General features: G+C 71.1%; 18 protein-coding genes. 5 read left to right on the top strand and 13 right to left on the bottom strand.

The window, feature by feature from the left end:
* Positions 1–41: 41 nt before the first annotated feature.
* From ACQUQ1_RS11425 to ACQUQ1_RS11410, 4 genes are read right to left on the bottom strand one after another with little or no spacing between them, the layout of a single operon-like run.
* Positions 42–887 (bottom strand): 2-oxo acid dehydrogenase subunit E2, encoded by an 846-nt coding sequence (locus ACQUQ1_RS11425; RefSeq protein WP_435064426.1) that lies wholly within the window; start codon positions 885–887, stop codon positions 42–44.
* A gap of 3 nt (positions 888–890) precedes the next feature.
* Positions 891–1154, bottom strand: a complete 264-nt coding sequence (locus tag ACQUQ1_RS11420) for a lipoyl domain-containing protein (RefSeq protein WP_435064425.1) — start codon at positions 1152–1154, stop codon at positions 891–893.
* Positions 1151–2179 (bottom strand): alpha-ketoacid dehydrogenase subunit beta, encoded by a 1029-nt coding sequence (locus ACQUQ1_RS11415; RefSeq protein WP_435064424.1) that lies wholly within the window; start codon positions 2177–2179, stop codon positions 1151–1153. The genes ACQUQ1_RS11420 and ACQUQ1_RS11415 overlap by 4 nt, the downstream gene beginning before the upstream one ends.
* Positions 2179–3204, bottom strand: coding sequence for a thiamine pyrophosphate-dependent dehydrogenase E1 component subunit alpha (locus tag ACQUQ1_RS11410; RefSeq protein WP_435064465.1), 1026 nt, complete (start codon positions 3202–3204; stop codon positions 2179–2181). Before ACQUQ1_RS11410 ends, ACQUQ1_RS11415 begins: the two co-directional genes overlap by 1 nt.
* 321 nt (positions 3205–3525) lie before the next feature.
* Between ACQUQ1_RS11410 and fer the strand changes: the two genes are divergently transcribed.
* The gene (gene fer, locus ACQUQ1_RS11405) at positions 3526–4266 is read left to right on the top strand and encodes a ferredoxin Fer (RefSeq protein ID WP_435064423.1); all 741 of its coding nucleotides are present in this window, start codon (positions 3526–3528) and stop codon (positions 4264–4266) included.
* Positions 4267–4677: 411 nt separating this feature from the next.
* Positions 4678–4962 carry a HalOD1 output domain-containing protein gene (locus tag ACQUQ1_RS11400; RefSeq protein ID WP_435064422.1) on the top strand — a complete coding sequence of 95 codons (285 nt, stop codon included), beginning with the start codon at positions 4678–4680 and terminating at the stop codon, positions 4960–4962.
* Between the two features lie 86 nt (positions 4963–5048).
* On the opposite strand, the gene ACQUQ1_RS11395 is transcribed toward ACQUQ1_RS11400, so the two are convergent.
* Positions 5049–5378 (bottom strand): hypothetical protein, encoded by a 330-nt coding sequence (locus tag ACQUQ1_RS11395; protein ID WP_435064421.1) that lies wholly within the window; start codon positions 5376–5378, stop codon positions 5049–5051.
* Positions 5379–6012: 634 nt separating this feature from the next.
* Positions 6013–6954 (bottom strand): DMT family transporter, encoded by a 942-nt coding sequence (locus ACQUQ1_RS11390; RefSeq protein ID WP_435064420.1) that lies wholly within the window; start codon positions 6952–6954, stop codon positions 6013–6015.
* A gap of 168 nt (positions 6955–7122) precedes the next feature.
* On the opposite strand from ACQUQ1_RS11390, the gene ACQUQ1_RS11385 reads away from it, so the two are divergent.
* A complete protein-coding gene (locus tag ACQUQ1_RS11385) occupies positions 7123–7608 on the top strand; it encodes an Lrp/AsnC family transcriptional regulator (RefSeq protein WP_435064419.1) in 486 nt (161 codons plus the stop codon).
* 91 nt (positions 7609–7699) lie between these two features.
* Positions 7700–8854: an acyl-CoA dehydrogenase family protein gene (locus ACQUQ1_RS11380; RefSeq protein WP_435064418.1), complete on the top strand. Its 1155-nt coding sequence runs from the start codon at positions 7700–7702 to the stop codon at positions 8852–8854.
* An 84-nt stretch (positions 8855–8938) separates the two neighbouring features.
* Here ACQUQ1_RS11380 and ACQUQ1_RS11375 read toward each other — a convergent pair whose 3' ends face one another.
* Positions 8939–9883: an MBL fold metallo-hydrolase gene (locus tag ACQUQ1_RS11375; protein WP_435064417.1), complete on the bottom strand. Its 945-nt coding sequence runs from the start codon at positions 9881–9883 to the stop codon at positions 8939–8941.
* 137 nt (positions 9884–10020) lie between these two features.
* On the opposite strand from ACQUQ1_RS11375, the gene ACQUQ1_RS11370 reads away from it, so the two are divergent.
* Complete coding sequence (locus tag ACQUQ1_RS11370; protein WP_435064416.1) at positions 10021–10797, top strand: enoyl-CoA hydratase/isomerase family protein; 777 nt, start codon at positions 10021–10023, stop codon at positions 10795–10797.
* Positions 10798–10824: 27 nt separating this feature from the next.
* Here the strand turns inward: ACQUQ1_RS11370 and ACQUQ1_RS11365 are convergent, their stop codons facing one another.
* The 6 genes from ACQUQ1_RS11365 to ACQUQ1_RS11340 form a co-directional block, all read right to left on the bottom strand.
* Complete coding sequence (locus ACQUQ1_RS11365; protein ID WP_435064415.1) at positions 10825–11271, bottom strand: MaoC family dehydratase; 447 nt, start codon at positions 11269–11271, stop codon at positions 10825–10827.
* Positions 11272–11469: 198 nt separating this feature from the next.
* Positions 11470–13116, bottom strand: coding sequence for an acyl-CoA synthetase (locus tag ACQUQ1_RS11360; protein ID WP_435064414.1), 1647 nt, complete (start codon positions 13114–13116; stop codon positions 11470–11472).
* A gap of 148 nt (positions 13117–13264) precedes the next feature.
* Positions 13265–14137, bottom strand: a complete 873-nt coding sequence (locus ACQUQ1_RS11355; protein WP_435064413.1) for a CoA-transferase subunit beta — start codon at positions 14135–14137, stop codon at positions 13265–13267.
* Complete coding sequence (locus ACQUQ1_RS11350; protein WP_435064412.1) at positions 14127–15032, bottom strand: CoA transferase subunit A; 906 nt, start codon at positions 15030–15032, stop codon at positions 14127–14129. The genes ACQUQ1_RS11355 and ACQUQ1_RS11350 overlap by 11 nt, the downstream gene beginning before the upstream one ends.
* A gap of 134 nt (positions 15033–15166) precedes the next feature.
* Positions 15167–15556 carry a Rieske (2Fe-2S) protein gene (locus ACQUQ1_RS11345; protein WP_435064411.1) on the bottom strand — a complete coding sequence of 130 codons (390 nt, stop codon included), beginning with the start codon at positions 15554–15556 and terminating at the stop codon, positions 15167–15169.
* Between the two features lie 2 nt (positions 15557–15558).
* The gene (locus tag ACQUQ1_RS11340; protein WP_435064410.1) at positions 15559–16692 is read right to left on the bottom strand and encodes an amidohydrolase family protein; all 1134 of its coding nucleotides are present in this window, start codon (positions 16690–16692) and stop codon (positions 15559–15561) included.
* Between the last annotated feature and the right edge of the window lie 73 nt (positions 16693–16765).

The raw sequence follows: 16765 nt of genomic DNA, 5'->3' as shown, positions 1-16765 counted from the left end.
CGGCGAGGGTCGCGCCCCCCGGGCGCGACCGGACGGGCCTGTCACTCGTCAACCAGCGTTCCCGCGACCTCGATCCGGTCGGCCAGCGTGTCCAGGAACCGCGCCGCGTCCGCGCCGTCGACGACGCGGTGGTCGAAGCTCAGGTCCAGCGGGAGCTGTCGGCGGAACGCGACGCCGTCCGTCCCGGGTTGGTCGTCGGCCCCGCGGTCGGCGCCGGCGGAACCGCCCGCGTCGGCGGCGTCGCCGCGCGCCTCCCGCACCGCCCGTTCGCGGATCCGGTTCACGCCGAGGATCGCCACCTCGGGCGGGTTGATCACCGGGGTGAACGAGTCGACGCCGAGGGGGCCGAGGTTCGAGACCGTGAACGTTCCCCCGCGGAGGTCGGCGGCGTCGTAGTCGCCGGCGCGGACGCGCCCGACCAGCGCCGACCGTCGGTCGGCGATCTCGCCCACCGTGCGGCCGCGGACGTCAGGGATCACCGGCGCGACGAGGCCGGCGTCGAGGTCGACGCCGTAGCCGACGTTGTGCTCCTCGTAGATCCGGTGTGTCCCGTCCTCGAAGGTGGCGTTGAACGCCGGGTGCTCGGCCAGGGCCTCCGACAGCGCCGCGATCAGGAGGTCGGTCACGGAGACCGACGCGTCGACCCGCTCGTCGGCGGCGTCGACGGCCGCGAGGATGTCCTCCGCGTCGACGACGCGGGTCGCCGTGACGTGGACCGCCTCGCTGTAGCTCTCGTGGAGCCGCTTCGCGATGGTGCGCCGCATCGGGCTCGGCGTCCGCTCCTCGGCGACGGTCCGGGGCGCCGGCTCCGAACGCGGCCCGCCCCCGGACTCGTCGTCCTCGTCGGCCGTGTCGCCCGCGTCGTCGGCGGCGGTGTCGTCGGTCATCGCTCACCCCTCCGGCTCGATGTACGCGAGCACGTCGCCGCGCTCGAACTCGCTGTCCTCCCCGCGGACGACCTCCGCGAGCACGCCCGTCGCCGGCGCGGGCACGTCCACGTCGACCTTCTCCACCTGGAACTCCGCGATGCGCTCGCCCGCCTCGACGCGGCTCCCCTCCGGGACGAACCAGTCGAGGACGAGGCCCACGTCGTCGTCCGTCTCGCCGGGCCACAGCGCCCCGCTGTCGACGGCGACGCGGTCCCCGTCGCTCATTCCCGGACCGCCCGCACGGCCTCGGCGACGTCCTCGACGCCGGGGTTCACTTCCTCCTCCAGCGGCCGCGAGTACGGGATCGGCACGTCCGGCACGGCGACGCGCTCGACCGCCTCCAGGGCGCCCGGGTCCGCCTCCGCGGCGCTGGCGACCACCTCGCCGGTGACGCCGAACGAGCGGTAGTCCTCGTCGACGACGACGAGCCGTCCCGTCTTCCGGACTGACTCGATCACCGTCTCGCGGTCCAGCGGGACCAGCGTCCGGAGGTCGATCACCTCCGCGTCGACGTCGTCCTCCTCGGCGAGCGTCTCGGCGGCCTCCAGTGCGCGGTGGACGTGCAGGCCGAGCGTCACGACCGTCACGTCCTCGCCCTCGCGCTTCACGTCGGCGCTCCCGAAGGGGATGGTGTACTCCTCCTCCGGGACCGGCGTCTTCGGGCCGTCCGGGGCGGGCATCCAGCCGATGCCCATCAGGCGCTTGTGGAACATGTAGACGACCGGGTCGTCGTCGCGGATCGCGTTGTGCATGAGCCCCTTGGCGTCGTAGGCCGTCGAGGGCACGACCACCTTCATCCCGGGGAGGTGCGCGAAGGTCCCGTACAGGGTCTGGGAGTGTTGAGCGGCGTCGTTGTAGGTGCCGCCGACCGCGGTCGTGAGCACCATCGGGACGCCGAACGAGCCCCCGCTCATGTACGTGTTCTTCGCCATCTGGTTGTAGATCTGGTCCATGCAGACGCCGAAGAAGTCGACGAACATCAGCTCGGCAATCGGCCGCATCCCGGCCTGGGCGGCGCCGACGGCCGCGCCGAGGTACGCCGTCTCGCTGATCGGCACGTCCATCACGCGGTCGCGGCCGAACTCCTCCAGCAGGCCCTCCGTGGAGTCGAAGATGCCGCCGTAGTCGGCGACGTCCTCGCCCATGTAGAACACCTCCTCGTCGGCCCGCATCTCGGTCGCGATGGCCTCCACCATCGCGTCGCTCATCGTCGCGGTACGTCCCGCCTGCTGCTGTTCCTGGGAACTCATCAGTCGTCACCTCCGGCGGCAGTGCCGGCGCCCGGCCGCTCCGGCTCCTCGTCCGTCACGCCCGACGGCGGGCTCCTGAACACGTCCTCGTGTGCCGCCTCCGGCTCCGGGAGCGGCTGTTCCTTCGCCCACGCGACCGCCTCGTCGACGCGGTCGGCCGCGCGCTCGCGGATCCCCTCGATCTCGTCGTCGTCGACGCCGAAGTCCCGCAGGTCGGCCGCGAGGCGCTCGATGCAGTCGCGCTCCTCCGCGCGCCGCTGGTCCGCCTCCGGGCGGTACGTCTCCGGGTCGCCCATGAAGTGGCCCATCCGACGGTGGACCTGTACCTCCAGCAGCGTCGGGCCGTTGCCGTCGCGGGCGCGGCCGACCGCCTCGCCGGCCGCCTCGTACACCGCCCGGGCGTCGTCGCGGTCGACGCGCACCCCGTGCATGTCGAAGCCGTCGGCGCGCTTCGAGCCGTCGCGGGGGCTCGTGACGCGCTCCTTTGGCATGCTGATCGCCCAGTCGTTGTCCTCGACGACGAACACGACCGGCAGGTCGTGGACGCTCGCCATGTTCAGCGACTCCAGGAAGCCGCCCTGGTCGAGCGCGCCCTCGCCGAGGTACGCGACGGCGACGGCGTCCGTGTTACGCTTCTTCGCCGCCATGGCGGCGCCGACCGCCGGGGGGCACCCCTGCGCGATGATGCCGCTGCACGCGAAGTTCACGTCCGGGTCGAACAGGTGCATGTGCCCGCCCTTCCCGGAACTCAGTCCCGACTCGCGCCCGAAGATCTCGGCGGTCATGCGCTTCAGGTCGACCCCCTTCGCGACGGCGATGTGGTGCGGCCGGTGAGGCGCGGTCACCGTGTCGTCGTCGCGGAGGTGGTGACAGACGCCCACGGCGGCCGCCTCGTGGCCCGCCGCAAGGTGGAGTTCCCCGGGGATCTCGCCGGCGCTGATGTCGAAGCCCGGCCGCTTCCCCTCCATGTACTCGTCCTGCAGGCGCTCCTCGTAGAGCCGCGCCGTGACCATGTCCTCGTACATCAGTCGCAGCCGTTCCGTGCTTGGTGATGTCATAGCACAGTGTAGCTGTTCCCGCGACAACACATCAAATGCTGTCTCGGGGGGCTGACGTGTCAGTTACGTTGTATTCCTCAGGTCGGACGGCGGCGGTCGACCCGGCCGACGAACCGATGGCGGGAGTGCACGGGGCCCTCTGACGTCTCACCCGCCCCGTGTCGCCCCGACGTACGGAGTCGGTCGTGTCCGCTCATAATCACGTCGCGGTCGTGCGTCGTCCGCGCGCTCCGGAGCGACGGGCGGTCGGGGAAAGGCGATATAAAGCCCTCGCCCCTACCGTGGTCCGTGGATTCTCCGTACGAGGTTCTCGGGGTCGACGCCGACGCGGACGACACGGAGATCGAGCGGGCGTACCGCCGCCGCGTCAAGGAGGCGCACCCGGACAGGGGCGGGTCGGCCGCGGAGTTCCAGCGCGTCCGCGAGGCGTACGAGGCGGCGGTGTCCGGGGAGGCGGCACCGCCGACGGATCCCGGGCCGGCGGCGTCGCCCCGACGGGACGGGGCCGCCGGCGAGGGCGGCGGTCCGGGGTCGAACGCCGGGACCGCGGGTCGCGGGCGGCGCCGACGGGACCGGTCACCGCCGGCCGGGTCGGGCGCGGCCCGCGAGTCACGCGTGGAGTACCTCGACTACGAGGTGCTGGCCGACAGGGGCTGGGAGCTCGACGACCCGGACCTCTTCGAGAAGGCGGGCGAGGCGGACCTGGACGCGGACGACTACGGCGTGTTCCTCGCCGAGCCGGGGGAGACGCTCCTGGAGGCCGCCGAGAACAGGGGGTTCGAGTGGCCGTACGCCTGCCGCGGCGGCGCGTGCGCGAACTGCGCGGTCGCGGTCGTCGACGGCGACCTGGGCGCGACCGTCGACAACGTCCTCACCGACGAGATGACCGCGGACGGCTTCCGGCTCTCGTGCATCGGCGAGCCGGTCACCGACGACCTGCGGGTCGTGTTCAACGTCAAGCACCTCCCCGGACTCGAGGAGCTTCGGCTGCCGGCCGACCGATTCGAACGCGCACGCGCCGACGACTGATCCCGCCCGTCGCCCGGCCCCCGATACGAGATACCCGCGACCGGCCCGGCGGTGAACCGCGTCGCGTCCGGAGCATCCCGAAAGGTAGCGTAGACACCTATTAGGAGATTTGTGGACGAGGTAAAATAGGTAAAATAGGTAAAATAGGTAGAATAGGTAATTCCGTTCTGCGGGGGGCAGGAGGTCCGGGACCGTGCCGGGGTTTAAAAGTGGGGAACCGACAATATTCGGAGTATCAGATATATTTCAAATCGAGGACCGAATTAACACCGGAGGCACGGAACCGCTCGAAACGATAGGATAGGGACGACGGAGTTTCGTGGTCTCAGTTATACGTAGAACGATACAACGTCCGCCGGAATTCGGTGATTTTAACAGTGTTAGCCCTAAGTACGGGGCAGACGACAATAGATGACTGTGGACAGTTCGATTGGGGGGGCGGAGGGTGACCACCGCTCGTACGAGACGGAATGGACGGACTTCGAGAGCCCGAGCACGGCGGTCGTGGTGGCAGTCGCCGAGGCGACCGGCCGCGACGAGCAGTCGACGCCCGTGCTCAACGACTACATCGACGGCGACGCGCTCGACGCGCTCGTCTCCGGCTCGTCGAACCGAGTCGAGATCTCCTTCACGTACGACGACGCGACCGTACACGTCTCCGGGAGCGGTCGCCTCGTCGTCGAGACGTACGAGTAAGCCGGATCGACCGCGTCGGTCTCCCTCCCCCGCTTCGCGGATCGACGGCCCACGTCCCTCCCGTTCGTCGGGTTCGCCGCCGACCGTCAGGTCGGTTCCTCGTACAGCTCGATCACCTCCGGAGTGATCCGCACCCAGTACCCCCAGAGCTCGAAGGTGACGACCGCGGTCGACTGCCGACCGATCGCGTTCAGCGCGTCGACGTCGACCGCCCGTTGAAGCACGGCCGGCTCCGTCTCGGGCTCCACGCCCACACGATCGAACAGGAGCAGGAGCTGTTCCGACGGCGGATGCCACCGGCTCCGCGGGTCGACCGCGTCGGGTGACCGGGTCCCGAGGTTCGGGACCGGCGCGGCCGTGTCGCGGGGAACGCACGGCCCGCGGGGGACGCGTCCGCCGGGGGTCTCGTCGCTCACGGACGGGCCCGTCGGTCACGCGCGCGAACCCGTTCGCACGCCCCTTCCGGAGCGCCGTCCGGCGACGAACCGCGCTCGGAGTCGTCGGCAGTGCTCATATCTCTGATCTTCACTCTATCGGACTAAGTTATATAGTCGTTTCGTGACTCCGCTCCCCAGAGTACGCCGCCTACCCGTCCCCCACAGGGGCGAGAGCGAGGCCCCGCGTCGTACCGAGCGACGAGGGAGGCGCCGAGCGCGTCGTTCGACACGGACGCGTCGGCCCTCTCGCCCGGGGGCGTATCGGCCGGAACACGACGGAACCGTCGTCGCGCACGATCCACGGGCGCGTACCGGACGACATCGGTGCGCCGCCGACGAGGGGCCCGTCCGATCACCCGGAACGGGAAACTGGGGTCGCCCGGGTCGGTAGCCGCCCCCATACCGTCCGCGTTCCAGTCGCCGGCGGATCCGTCGCGAGCGGTCGACACTCGGCGTCGATGTCGACCCCGTAGGCGGGACGTACGGCCGCTAGTCGGTCCGTTTTCGATAGAAATGGGGGAGCATACGCCCGGTACCGTCCGCCTTCCGTGCGGGTCGGCGACGACCCGGACACCGACTGGGGTCGGGGCGGCCGACCCGAGCGTCGGGGGGACTACGGGAGCGCGGCGCGGACGCGGCCGACCGCGCCGTCGGCCGCGACGCGGAGGGCGTGTCCCTGCACGAGCGCGAAGCCGACGAGAACGAGCAGGAACCCGAGCACGGCCCCCGTCGTCGGCACGTACCCGAACGCGGCGAACGACAGGCCCGCGGCCGCCATCGGCTCGGCGTAGCCGACGAGCATCGTCCGGGTGGCGCCGACGTCGTCGAGGAGCCGGAAGTACAGCAGGTAGGCCACGACACCGGGGCCGACGATGAGGAACGCGAGGGTTGCGAGCCCCGCCGGCGACGGCGAGACGACCTGCGGCTCGCCGAGGACGCCGCTGCCGGCGTGGAGCAACAGCGCGCCCGCGAGCATCCCCCATCCCTGCAGGGCGGCCGTCGACAGCGTCGGTCGAACCCGGCGCAGGAGCAGCGTGCCGACCGCGAACGCGACCGTCGCCGCGAACACGAGCGCGGTCCCCCGTACCGGGACGCCGCCCGTTCCCCCGGGGTTCGTCACCGCGACGACGCCGAGGAAGCCGACCCCGACGCCGATAGCCTCGGTCCTGCCGAGCCCCTCGTCGCCGAGCACGAGGGGGGCCAGCAGCGCGGAGACGACCGGCGCGAGCGCGACGACCGCCGACGCGACGGCGCCGGGGACGCTTCCCTGCCCGACGTACAACAGCGCGTGGTGGGCGAACACGACGAACACGCTCACGACGGCGACCGCCGCGACGTCGTCGCGCGTGCCGGGCAGCGCCCGCCCGCCGCGAGCGACCGCGAGCCCGAGCACGAGCGCACCCGCGACGTCGTACCGCACCGCCGCGAACAGCAGCGGCGGCCACTCCTTCACGCCGGCCTCGATGGCGACGAACGAGCCGCCCCACAGCGTGGCGAGCAGCACGAACAACACCGGTGTGGACGAGAGCTTCGTCCAAAGAGTTGCGCGTTCCATTGTTCTTGTTCCGGATATAGCCACTTATATTGATAAGCCCTTCTACACAGACGCGGTTTGCTCGAAGTTATCACTCATTTACCATCGTGACAGTTGGATGCCGTCCGAAACGGCGGGGGCGACGTCGGAGAGGACTGGAACTATTTGGGTGGGGGCCCCGGTGGCGGTATGGACGAACGCGACCTCCGCATCCTGAAGGCGATCGCGGACCTGGGGACCGGGAGTCCCGAGCGGATCCACGAGGAGACTCAGATCCCGGTGTCGACTGTCCACTACCGGCTGAACAACCTCCGGGACGCCGGCGTGATCAGGAACGACCTCTACGACCTCGACCTGGACGCGCTCGGCCTCGGCGTGACGGTGCTGGTGGAGGTGCTCGCCGACTACGCCGGCGCACACGAGGACGTGGCCGGGACGATCGCGGAGATCGAGGGCGTGACGACGCTGCTGTCGACGATGGGGGAGACGGACTTCGTCGCGGTCGCCCACCTCCCCGACGACGAGGCGGTCGGGCGACTGCTCCGCGAGTTCGAGGAGGTCCCCGCGGTCGAGCGGACGAACTCGACGTACGTCATCGAGACGCTGTACGACGACGCCCGCGCGCTGTCGTCGTACTCGCTGGACTCGCTGGTGGACGCGCTGGCCGACGAGTGAGCGGACGGCGACGAGTGACCCCGGAGGGCCGGACGGCCGGATGCCTGTCGGACGCGTAGGTTTATCTGACTCGGAACGGACTCGCGAGCGTATGCACCTCATCGAGTCGGCGCTGAGCGACACCCATCGTGAGGTCCTGGACCGGGCGGACGCGTTCGCCTCGGAGGTCGTCGCCCCCCGCGCGGCCGAGATCGAGGCGGCCGACGAGTTCCCGCGGAACGTGATCGAGGAGGCCGGCGAGCGGGGGCTGCTCGGACTGCTCCTCCCCGAGGGGTACGGCGACCTGACGACCGACTTCCTGGGCTACTGTCTCGCCGTCGAGCGCGTCGCCGCCGAGAGCGGCGCGGTCGCGGAGACGATCCAGGGTCACACGTTCGCCGCCCTGCCGATCGCGCGGTTCGGGACCGACGAGCAGCGCGAGCGGTACCTCCCGCGCATGGCGTCGGGGGAGGCGGTCGGCGCGATGCTGTTGACCGAACCGGACGCGGGGAGTTCCCCGTCGGAACTGAGCACGGTGGCGGAGGCGACGGACGACGGCTACCGACTCTCGGGGGAGAAGGCGTTCGGCACGAACGCGGGCGTGGCGGACGTCCATCTGGTCGTGGCCCGGAAGCGGCCACGGCCGGAAGACTCCCACGGCGTGAGCGTCTTCCTCGTCCCCGGGGTCGACGACGCCACCGGCTTCGAGTTCGAGCGAGTCGAGTACATGGGGATGCGCGGCCACGTCACCGGCGACACCACGCTCGACGGGGTGGAGGTCCCCGCCGACGACCTCCTCGGCTCGGTCGGCGAGGGGTTCCGCATCGCGATGGGGACGATCGACATGGCCCGGACCGGCCTCGGCGCGATCGGCGTCGGGATCGCCCGCGCGGCGTTCGACGAGGCGACCGCGTACGCGGGGGCCCGCGAGCAGGGCGGGAGCCCCATCGGGGAGTATCAGGCCGTGCAGGTGCTCGTCGCCGACATGTACCAGCACCTCGCGGGGGCGCGCCACCTCGTCTACTCCTCGGCCGCGGCCATCGCGGCCGACGAGGGCGACACCCGCGCCTCCAGCGTCGCGAAGCTCTCGGGCAGCGAGGCCGCCGAGTTCGTCTCCCGGAACGCGATCCAGATCCACGGGGGGAAGGGGTATCGGAAGGGGACGCCGGTGGAGCGGTACTACCGGGACGCGAAGATCCTCAGCATCATCGGCGGCACCTCCGAGATCCAGCGGACGACGATCGCGACCGAGACGCTGGACCTGTGAGGTGACCGGGGTCGGATAGTCGACGGTCCCGGCGTTCGCGGCGGGACGCCGGCGCCGGAGGCCCGGACCGACGGACCGGTGTCCCTACTCGAACGCCGTCGGCCCCTCGTCGGCCGCGCGGCGGGGCTCGAAGCGGACCGGGTCGTCCGCGACGGCGACGACGTCGCCGGCGTCCGCGAGGTACGCGAGGTGCGCGGCCGCCTCCCCGGCGCCGAACTTGGCGTGGACGCCGCGCATCTCGCCGAACAGGTCCGCGGCGACCTCCCACGGCGTCGGGCGCTCGAACCGCCGCACGCGCTCGAACACCCGACGGCTCCGCGTGCGGTGGTGGTCCCTGATCGCCTCGAACCGCCCGGGGACCGCCAGGTCCGTCCCGTGGCCCGGACGGAGCGTCCCCTCGCGACCCTCCAGGCGGGCGAGCGACGACAGGAACGAGGCCAGCGGGTTCCCCGCGCGGGTATCGCTCCCGCCGACGTTCGGCGTGTACATCGGGAGCAGCGTGTCCCCGACGAACACGTCGCCGTCGGCCGCCAGCGCGAGGTGTCCCTCCGTGTGCCCCGGCGTGTGCAGGACCGTCGCCCCCGCGATCGCGTCGCCGTCGGCGTGCGCCTCCACGGGCGTCTCCGCCGGGAGGGGCGACGGCGCGTCGCCGTCCACCACCGCGGCGGCGACGTCCGCGGGGACGCCCCACGAGCGCATGGTCCGCTCGTCGCGGCGGAGCCGGCGCTCGCGCTCGGCCCGATACTCGGCCACCAGCGGGGCGTCGCGCTCGTGCATGTGGACGGTCGCGTCCGCCGCGTCCGCGAGCCTGGGGGCCAGTCCCGCGTGGTCGGCGTGCCAGTGGGTGACGACGACGTGGTCGAGCGCGTCGAGCGCGACCTCCGCGTCACGCAGGCCGGCGCGAAGCTCGGCCCACGCGTCGTCGCCGGGCGGCCCGGGGTCGACGAGGACGCCGCGCTCGGGGAGCACGTACGCGCTGTTGGTCCCCTCGGGCCCCCCGGCGCTCACCGGGATCCGTTCAGCGGGCATTCGTCGGTCGCCGCGGAGCGGTCTCGATGGATGACATGGTCGGTTCCGGTGACGTGAGGGTGGAACCGTCGACCGGATAAATGGTTGGCCGTTCGTCCCTGCGGAGTACTTATCGGGCGGTACGCCGATCCCGGGGTATGTCGCACGACACGCTCGACGTGGACGTGACCGACGGCGTCGCGACGGTCCGCCTGCGGAACCCGCCGGTCAACGCCATCGACCAGGAGATGCGCTTCGAGTTGCGCGACGCGCTCGACCGCCTCCGCGAGGGGGACGTCCGGGTCGTCGTCGTCCTCGGCGACGGCGAGGTGTTCTCGGTGGGCGCGGACGTGTCGCTGTTCGAGGCCGCCCGCGAGTGGACGACCGCCGAGTTCAGGCGGAACTCCCGGGTGCTCGGCCGGGTGTTCGACGGCCTGGAGTCGATGGAGAAGCCGACCGTCGCCGCGGTCGAGGGGACCTGCGTCGGCGGGGGCCTGGAACTGGCGCTCGCCTGCGACGTGCGGATCGCCGCCCCCGACGCGACCCTGGGGTTCCCCGAGCACAACATCGGACTCATCCCGGGCCTCGGCGGGTGTTCGCGCCTCGTCGACCTCGTGGGCCCGGGGAAGGCCAAGGACCTCGTGTTCACCGGCGACCTGCTCGACGGCGCGGAGGCCCGCGACCTCGGGATCGTCGAGCGCGTGGCCGAGGACCCCGAATCCGCGGCGGCGGAGTACGCCGACACGCTCCTGGACAAGCCCCCGCAGGCGCTCGGCCTGGCCAAGCGCGTCATCGACGCGTCGGCGGACGCCGACCGCCGGACCGCCGGCCTGCTGGAGTCGCTCGCACAGAGCACGCTGCTGGAGACCGCGGACCACGCCGAGGGGATCGAGGCGTTCCGCGAGAAACGGGACCCGGAGTTCACCGGCGAGTAGGTGAGCCGGGGCGGCGCCCCTCCGGGGTCACCCGCGGCGGCCGAAGATGTTGGTGGCCCGCCAGAAGACGACCTCGTCGCCGTCCTGGTTAGTCGCCGTGATCTCGTTGTCGACGTATCCGCGGTCGTCCCTGCTCTCGGAGGCCGTCTTGTCCACGACCGCGAACTCGACGTCGATCTCGTCGCCCGGCCGGACGGGCGTGCGCCAGCGGAGTTCGTCCATCCCGAACGACCCCATGCTGACCGTGTCGTTGAAGAACCCGTCGACGGCCAGCCGCATGCAACAGGACGCCGTGTACCAGCCGCTGGCGATGATCCCGCCGAAGACGGAGTCGGCCGCGGCCTCGGGGTCGACGTGGATCGGCTGGGGGTCGTACCGCTCGGCGAACGCCAGCATCTCCTCCTCGCGCGCCACGAAGCTCCCGACGTCGTGGACCGCGCCCTCCTCGATGTCCTCGAAGGTTCGTTTCGTCATGCGGTCACACGTGGCACGGCGTCCGATAAAAACACACCCGATAGCGGCGCGGGGCGCACGGCGGCTCAGGTGCGGGAGTCGCGTCGCCCCTCCGGCCGAACGGGGTCACCCGACGGGTCATACTGTCAGACGTACGCACTTCGAGAATTTCGCCACCCCGAGGTGGCGAATCTCTTCACGAAGGTACGTCTGACAGTATCAGTTCGTCGCCCCCTGCTCGCGTTCGCGGAGCTTCACGCGCTGGATCTTCCCCGTCTCCGTCCGCGGGAGTTCGGCGACGAACTCCACGGCCCGCGGGTACTTGTACGGCGCCAGGGTGTTCTTGACGTGATCCTGGATCGACTCGCGGAGGTCGTCGCTCCCCTCGACCCCGTCCGCGGTGACGACGAACGCCTTGACGATCTTCCCGCGCTGCTCGTCGGGCGCGCCGATGACCGCGACCTCCGAGACCTCGTCGAGTTCCTGGACGGCGTTCTCCACCTCCGGTCCGGGGATGTTGTACCCCGAGGAGATGATGAGGTCGTCGCGCCGGGACTTGTACTCCAGGCGACCGTCCGGCCGGTGGACGAAGATGTCCCCCGGGTAGCTCCAGCCGTCGACGACGGCCTCCTCCTGCTTCTCGGGGCGCCCCCAGTAGCTGATCCCGGTGGGACCGCGGACGGCGAGCAGGCCGGCCTCGCCGCGTTCGACCTCCGCTCTCGTCTCGGGGTCGACCACCTTGCACTCGTAGCCGGGGACGGGGAACCCCGTCGCGCTCGGGTCGACCTCCTCGTCGTGGCGGTGGCTGACGAAGATGTGGAGCATCTCGGTCGTCCCGATCCCGTCGAGCAGCGTGATCCCGTAGTCCTCCTCGAACGCCTCGAAGGTGCTCGGCGCCAGCGGCTCGCCCGCGCTCATCCCGACCCGGAGCGACGAGAGGTCGAACTCGTCGGGGGCGTCGGGGTGCCCCGAGAGCATCTGGTTGAACGCCGTCGGGATGGAACACAGCACGGTGATCCCGTGGTCCTCGACGGCGTGGAGGAGGTCCTCCGGGGTGGCGTCCTCGACGAGGCTCGTCGTCGCGCCGAACCGGAGGGGGAAGGTCACCAGGTCGCCGTAGCCGTACGCGAACGGGAGGGGCGGGTTCCCGCCGAACACGTCGTCGCGGGTCGGCTCCAGACAGTACCGGGCGTACGTGTCGGCCGTCGCGAGCAGTTGTCGGTGGGTGTGGACCGCGCCTTTCGGGCGCCCGGTCGTCCCGCTCGTGTACAGCATCAGCGCGAGGTCGTCCCGCTCGGTGTCGTGGGCGTCGAGGTCGGGGTCACCCTCCTCCAGCAGGTCGTCGAACCGCCGGTGGTCGTGGTCGACGCCGGCGCCCCGATCGGCCACGATCACCTCCTCGAGCGTGTCGAGTTCCGGCATCGCGTTCTCCAGTTCGTCGAGCAGGTCGTCGTAGACGACGGCGTGGGTCGCGCCCGCGTCGTTCACGATGTACTCCAGCTCCTTCGCCCGGAGCAGCTTCATCGAGGGGAGCGCGACGCCGCCGATCTTCTGGACCGCCAGACACGCGATCACCGCCTCCGGTCGGTTCGGGAACCGAACGAGCACGCGGTCCCCCGGACCGACCCCGGAGCCGGCGAGCGCGTCGCCGAGGCGGTTCACCCGCTCCCGCAACGCGGCGTAGGTGATCTCCTCGTCCTCGAACCGGATCGCCACGTCGTCGCCGTGGCCCTCATCGACGTGGCAGTCGACGAGCTCGGTCGCGACGTTGATCTCGTTCGGGTAGTGCACCTCGGGGACGGCGTGGACCAGATCCGGTCCGGCCGCAGAGTCCGGTAGCTTCCCGTCCGGAACGTGGGCTTGCATAGCAATGGACAGTGTAGACGGGGACGTTATAGAAGTTCCTACCGCGTCGTTTATGATGGTCGGCCGGTCCGGCCTGACGGCCCGACGAATGCTCGAAACACCCCGGCGGCGCTACCTCGCCCGGAGTTGCTCACCTATCCGGGGGCGCTCACACGGTCCAGAACCCGTCCGGATCGAACGACCGGACGAGGTCGAGTTCTTCGACCGTCGGGGGATCGGTCTCGCCGACGGGCGTACCGTGGACGTCCTCGCTCGTCCTGAGGTCCCAGGGGAAGTCGGACGCGACCTCGCCGGCCTCGACGCCCGAGTGCCGGCTTCGCAGGTACAGCTCGCCGTCCTCGAACCCGAACGTCGCCTTCGTCGTCACGAGCGCGTCCGGGCCGCCGCCCGGCGGGCCGTCCCCGTCCCGGAGGTCACCGTCTGCGCCGTGGCCCGGGCTGGTGACGTACTCCACGCGCTCGACGAACCGCCGCGGCTCGTGGGCCATGAGGATCACCGTCCGCCCCGCCATGCAGGCGATGTCGCAGGCCCCCCCGCTCCCCGGCAGTCTGACTTCCCGGTCGCCGGCGCGGACGCGCGTCGTGTTGAGGTTGCCGTGGCGGTCGATCTCGGCGCCGCCGAGGAACCCCACGTCCACGTCGCCTCGGGCCAGCCGCCCCATCACGTCCGTCATCCCGGTCAGCGAGACGGCGCGGTTCAGGTTCGGCAGGTCGCACATCGTGTGGAGGAAGCCGTCGGCGGGGTCGTCCCTGACCACGCCGCTCTCGAAGACGGACGTGGCGTTCGGCGCGTGCGTGCTCACCGCCACCTGGAACGCGATGAGCGGCAGGCGCATCCCGACGAACGCCACGTCGCCGTCGTCGATCTCGCGGGCGGCCGCGCTCACCATCTGCTCGCGCGGCGTGTAGTCGTCGGGCGCGACCGCCTCACCGCCGTCGGGGGTCGCATCGGGCGCGACACCGCCCGCGTCGTCCCCGACGCCGCTCGCGCCGGTCCCGTCCCCCGAGTCCTCACTGCCCATAGCGCACCTCCGCGGCGACGGTCGGCTCCGTCACGGCGAGGTCGCGGCCGACCTCGCGCTCGTACCGCTCGCGGTACTCCTCCCGGTCGTCGACCCCGTGGACCCACGCCTCGGCCCACGGGTCGAACCCCCCGGGGTCCCGCGTCCGCTCCGCGTACTCCAGGAAGAACTCGTTGTCGCGGTCGTAGTGCCCGGCGACTGGGGACGGGTGCGCGCCGAACGGCGCCTCGACCACGGCGTCGACCTGCTCGCGGGTGATCCGGGTCCGGCTCGGGTCGCGCTTGATCACGGACTCGTCGACGACCTCCTCTGCGGTGACGAGGACGCGGTCGGCGGCCCGGACCGCCTCGTAGGTGACCCCGGTGTTGCCCCACAGGTGCGCGTCGCCGGTCGGCGCCGCCCGCTGGACGTGGACGACCGCCCAATCCGGCGACACGGCCGGCACCCGCACGACGCGCTCGCCCTCGAAGGGGTCCTCCCCGGTCTCGAACTGCGGCTCGCTCGCGATGTCGCTGCCGAGCAGCGACCTGGTCGGGAGGTAGGGGACCCCCATCGCCGCCGCCTGCAGGGCGAGCGCGATGGAGTAGTTCGAGTGGTTCTCCACGGCCAGTCCCCCGTCCTCGACCGCCCGGCGGAAGTTGTAGCCGCTGCCCGCGCTCACGTTCCCGACCCACGCCGCGCGGACGCGGGAGACGAGTCCCGCGCCGACCAGCTGGTCGAACAGCACGTCGCTGATCGGTCCCACGAGCGTGAGGTCGCCGATACCCTGCCGGATCAGTTCGTGGCCCGCCGCGAACGGGATCGCGTGTTCCAGCGCCAGCCCCGCGGCGACCGAGCTCCCTGCGTCGATGCGGGAGACGGCCTCGGCCATCCCCGTCGTCTTGTCGCGCTGCACGTCCCGACCCGCGCGGGCGGCCACCATAAAGCTAGAGCCGGCCGGCCACGCCACGCCTCCGGCGACGCGGGCGGCACCGACGAGGACGGGCGCGACCGGCCGGCGACCGCGGCGCCCTCGACGGCGACGCCCGATCAGATCCGCACGAACACGTCGCCGTCCTCGACCGCGCAGTCGAAGGTGCCGATCCGCTTGCCCGACGGCTCGTGTTCGCCCGTCTCCAGGTCCCACGACCAGAGGTGCCACGGGCACGCCACCGTGTTCTCCTCGACGTCGACGCCGCCGCGCGTCCCCGTCCACGTGTCGTCGGCGTTGATCTTCGCCTCGCCGGCCTTGCACAGCGGCGCCCCCTGGTGGGCACACCGGTTGCTGATCGCGAAGAACTCGTCGCCGGCGTTGAACACCGCGACCTCGATGCCGTCGACGCTCACCCCGATCCCGCGGCCCTCGGGGATCTCGTCGGCCGCCGCCACCCTCGTGAAGTCGTCGCCGACGCCGCCGTCGGCGGGATCGTTCGTGCTCATGGTCAGATCCGGAGGACCTCCTCCGCGTTGCCGTGCAGGATCCGGTCGCGCAGGTCGTCGTCGAAGGCGTTCGACGTGTAGAACCACGTCGGCGGGTCCAGCGTCTGGTGGGGCCAGTCGCTGGAGTAGGTGAACAGGTCCTCGGCCATGGACAGCTCCAACAGCTTGCGAGCCTCCCCGGAGTTGCGCGGGAGCGCGAACGGCTGCGTGCACAGCGAGACGTTGTCCCGGAGGTACTCGCTGGGCGCGCGCCGGAGGTAGCGCTCGCCCGACTCCATCTTCCGCGGCGTGATCTGGACGTCGTCGGGGTGCATCTCGTAGAACTCGTCCATCCGGTAGCGAAGGAACGGCGTCCACCAGTGGCCCGCCTCCTGGAAGACGACGTTCAGGTCGGGGTACGTGTCGAACACGCCGCGCATGATCATGTTCACCAGGTTGACCATCCCGTGGATCGGCCAGTCGAAGCCGAGGACCTCTGTCCACGTGAGCATGTCGTCGCCGACGTAGGAGTGCTGCGGCCAGTACGCGAGCGACCCGTGGAGCAGGAGCGGGAGGTCGTGCTCGACCAGCGCCTCGAACACCGGGTCGAACCGCTCGTTCCCCCAGGGCACCTTCGGGTCGAACCAGGAGTACGCCGCGACGATGCCGTCCTCGCGCCCGACGCGCTCGATCTCCTCGACGGCGTACTCGGGGTCCCACTTGGGCACCATCATCGCCGTGTACATGCCCTCGTCGGCGAAGTTGTCGAGCATGTAGTCGTTGGCCGCCTGACAGACGGCGTTCTTCAGCACCGGGTGGTGCTGCAGGTTCAGGTTGTTGATCCCGGGGTTGACGACGGGGTCGTCGACGGCGATGTCCGCGCAGGCCTCCCGGACGTCCTCGGCGTACTTGGCCCGACCCTGCGTGAACAGCCCCTCCTGGCCCTCCTCGATGCCGTAGGCGGCGTCCCACTTGCCCATGATCGGCGTCGCGCCGAACTCGGTCGTCAGCTTGTCGAGGGCGCGGTCGTCCTCCACGTACGCGAGCAGCTCCTCCTCCACGGGGTTGACGTGGAAGTCCATGTCGACGATGTAGTCGTCGAAGGCCTCCGGCGGCACCTCCGCGTCGGCGTCGAGCCTCCTGACCGAGGATGTCATGCCCTAGCGTGCAACGCTGTTCGCATTGAACGTTCTGGTGGGTGTGATCGAACACCGACGGCTCCGTGCGGGC

It is taken from the genome of Halobaculum sp. EA56, assembly GCF_051195075.1.
Lineage (GTDB): Archaea > Halobacteriota > Halobacteria > Halobacteriales > Haloferacaceae > Halobaculum.
This window is presented reverse-complemented; position numbering and strand designations above follow the sequence as displayed.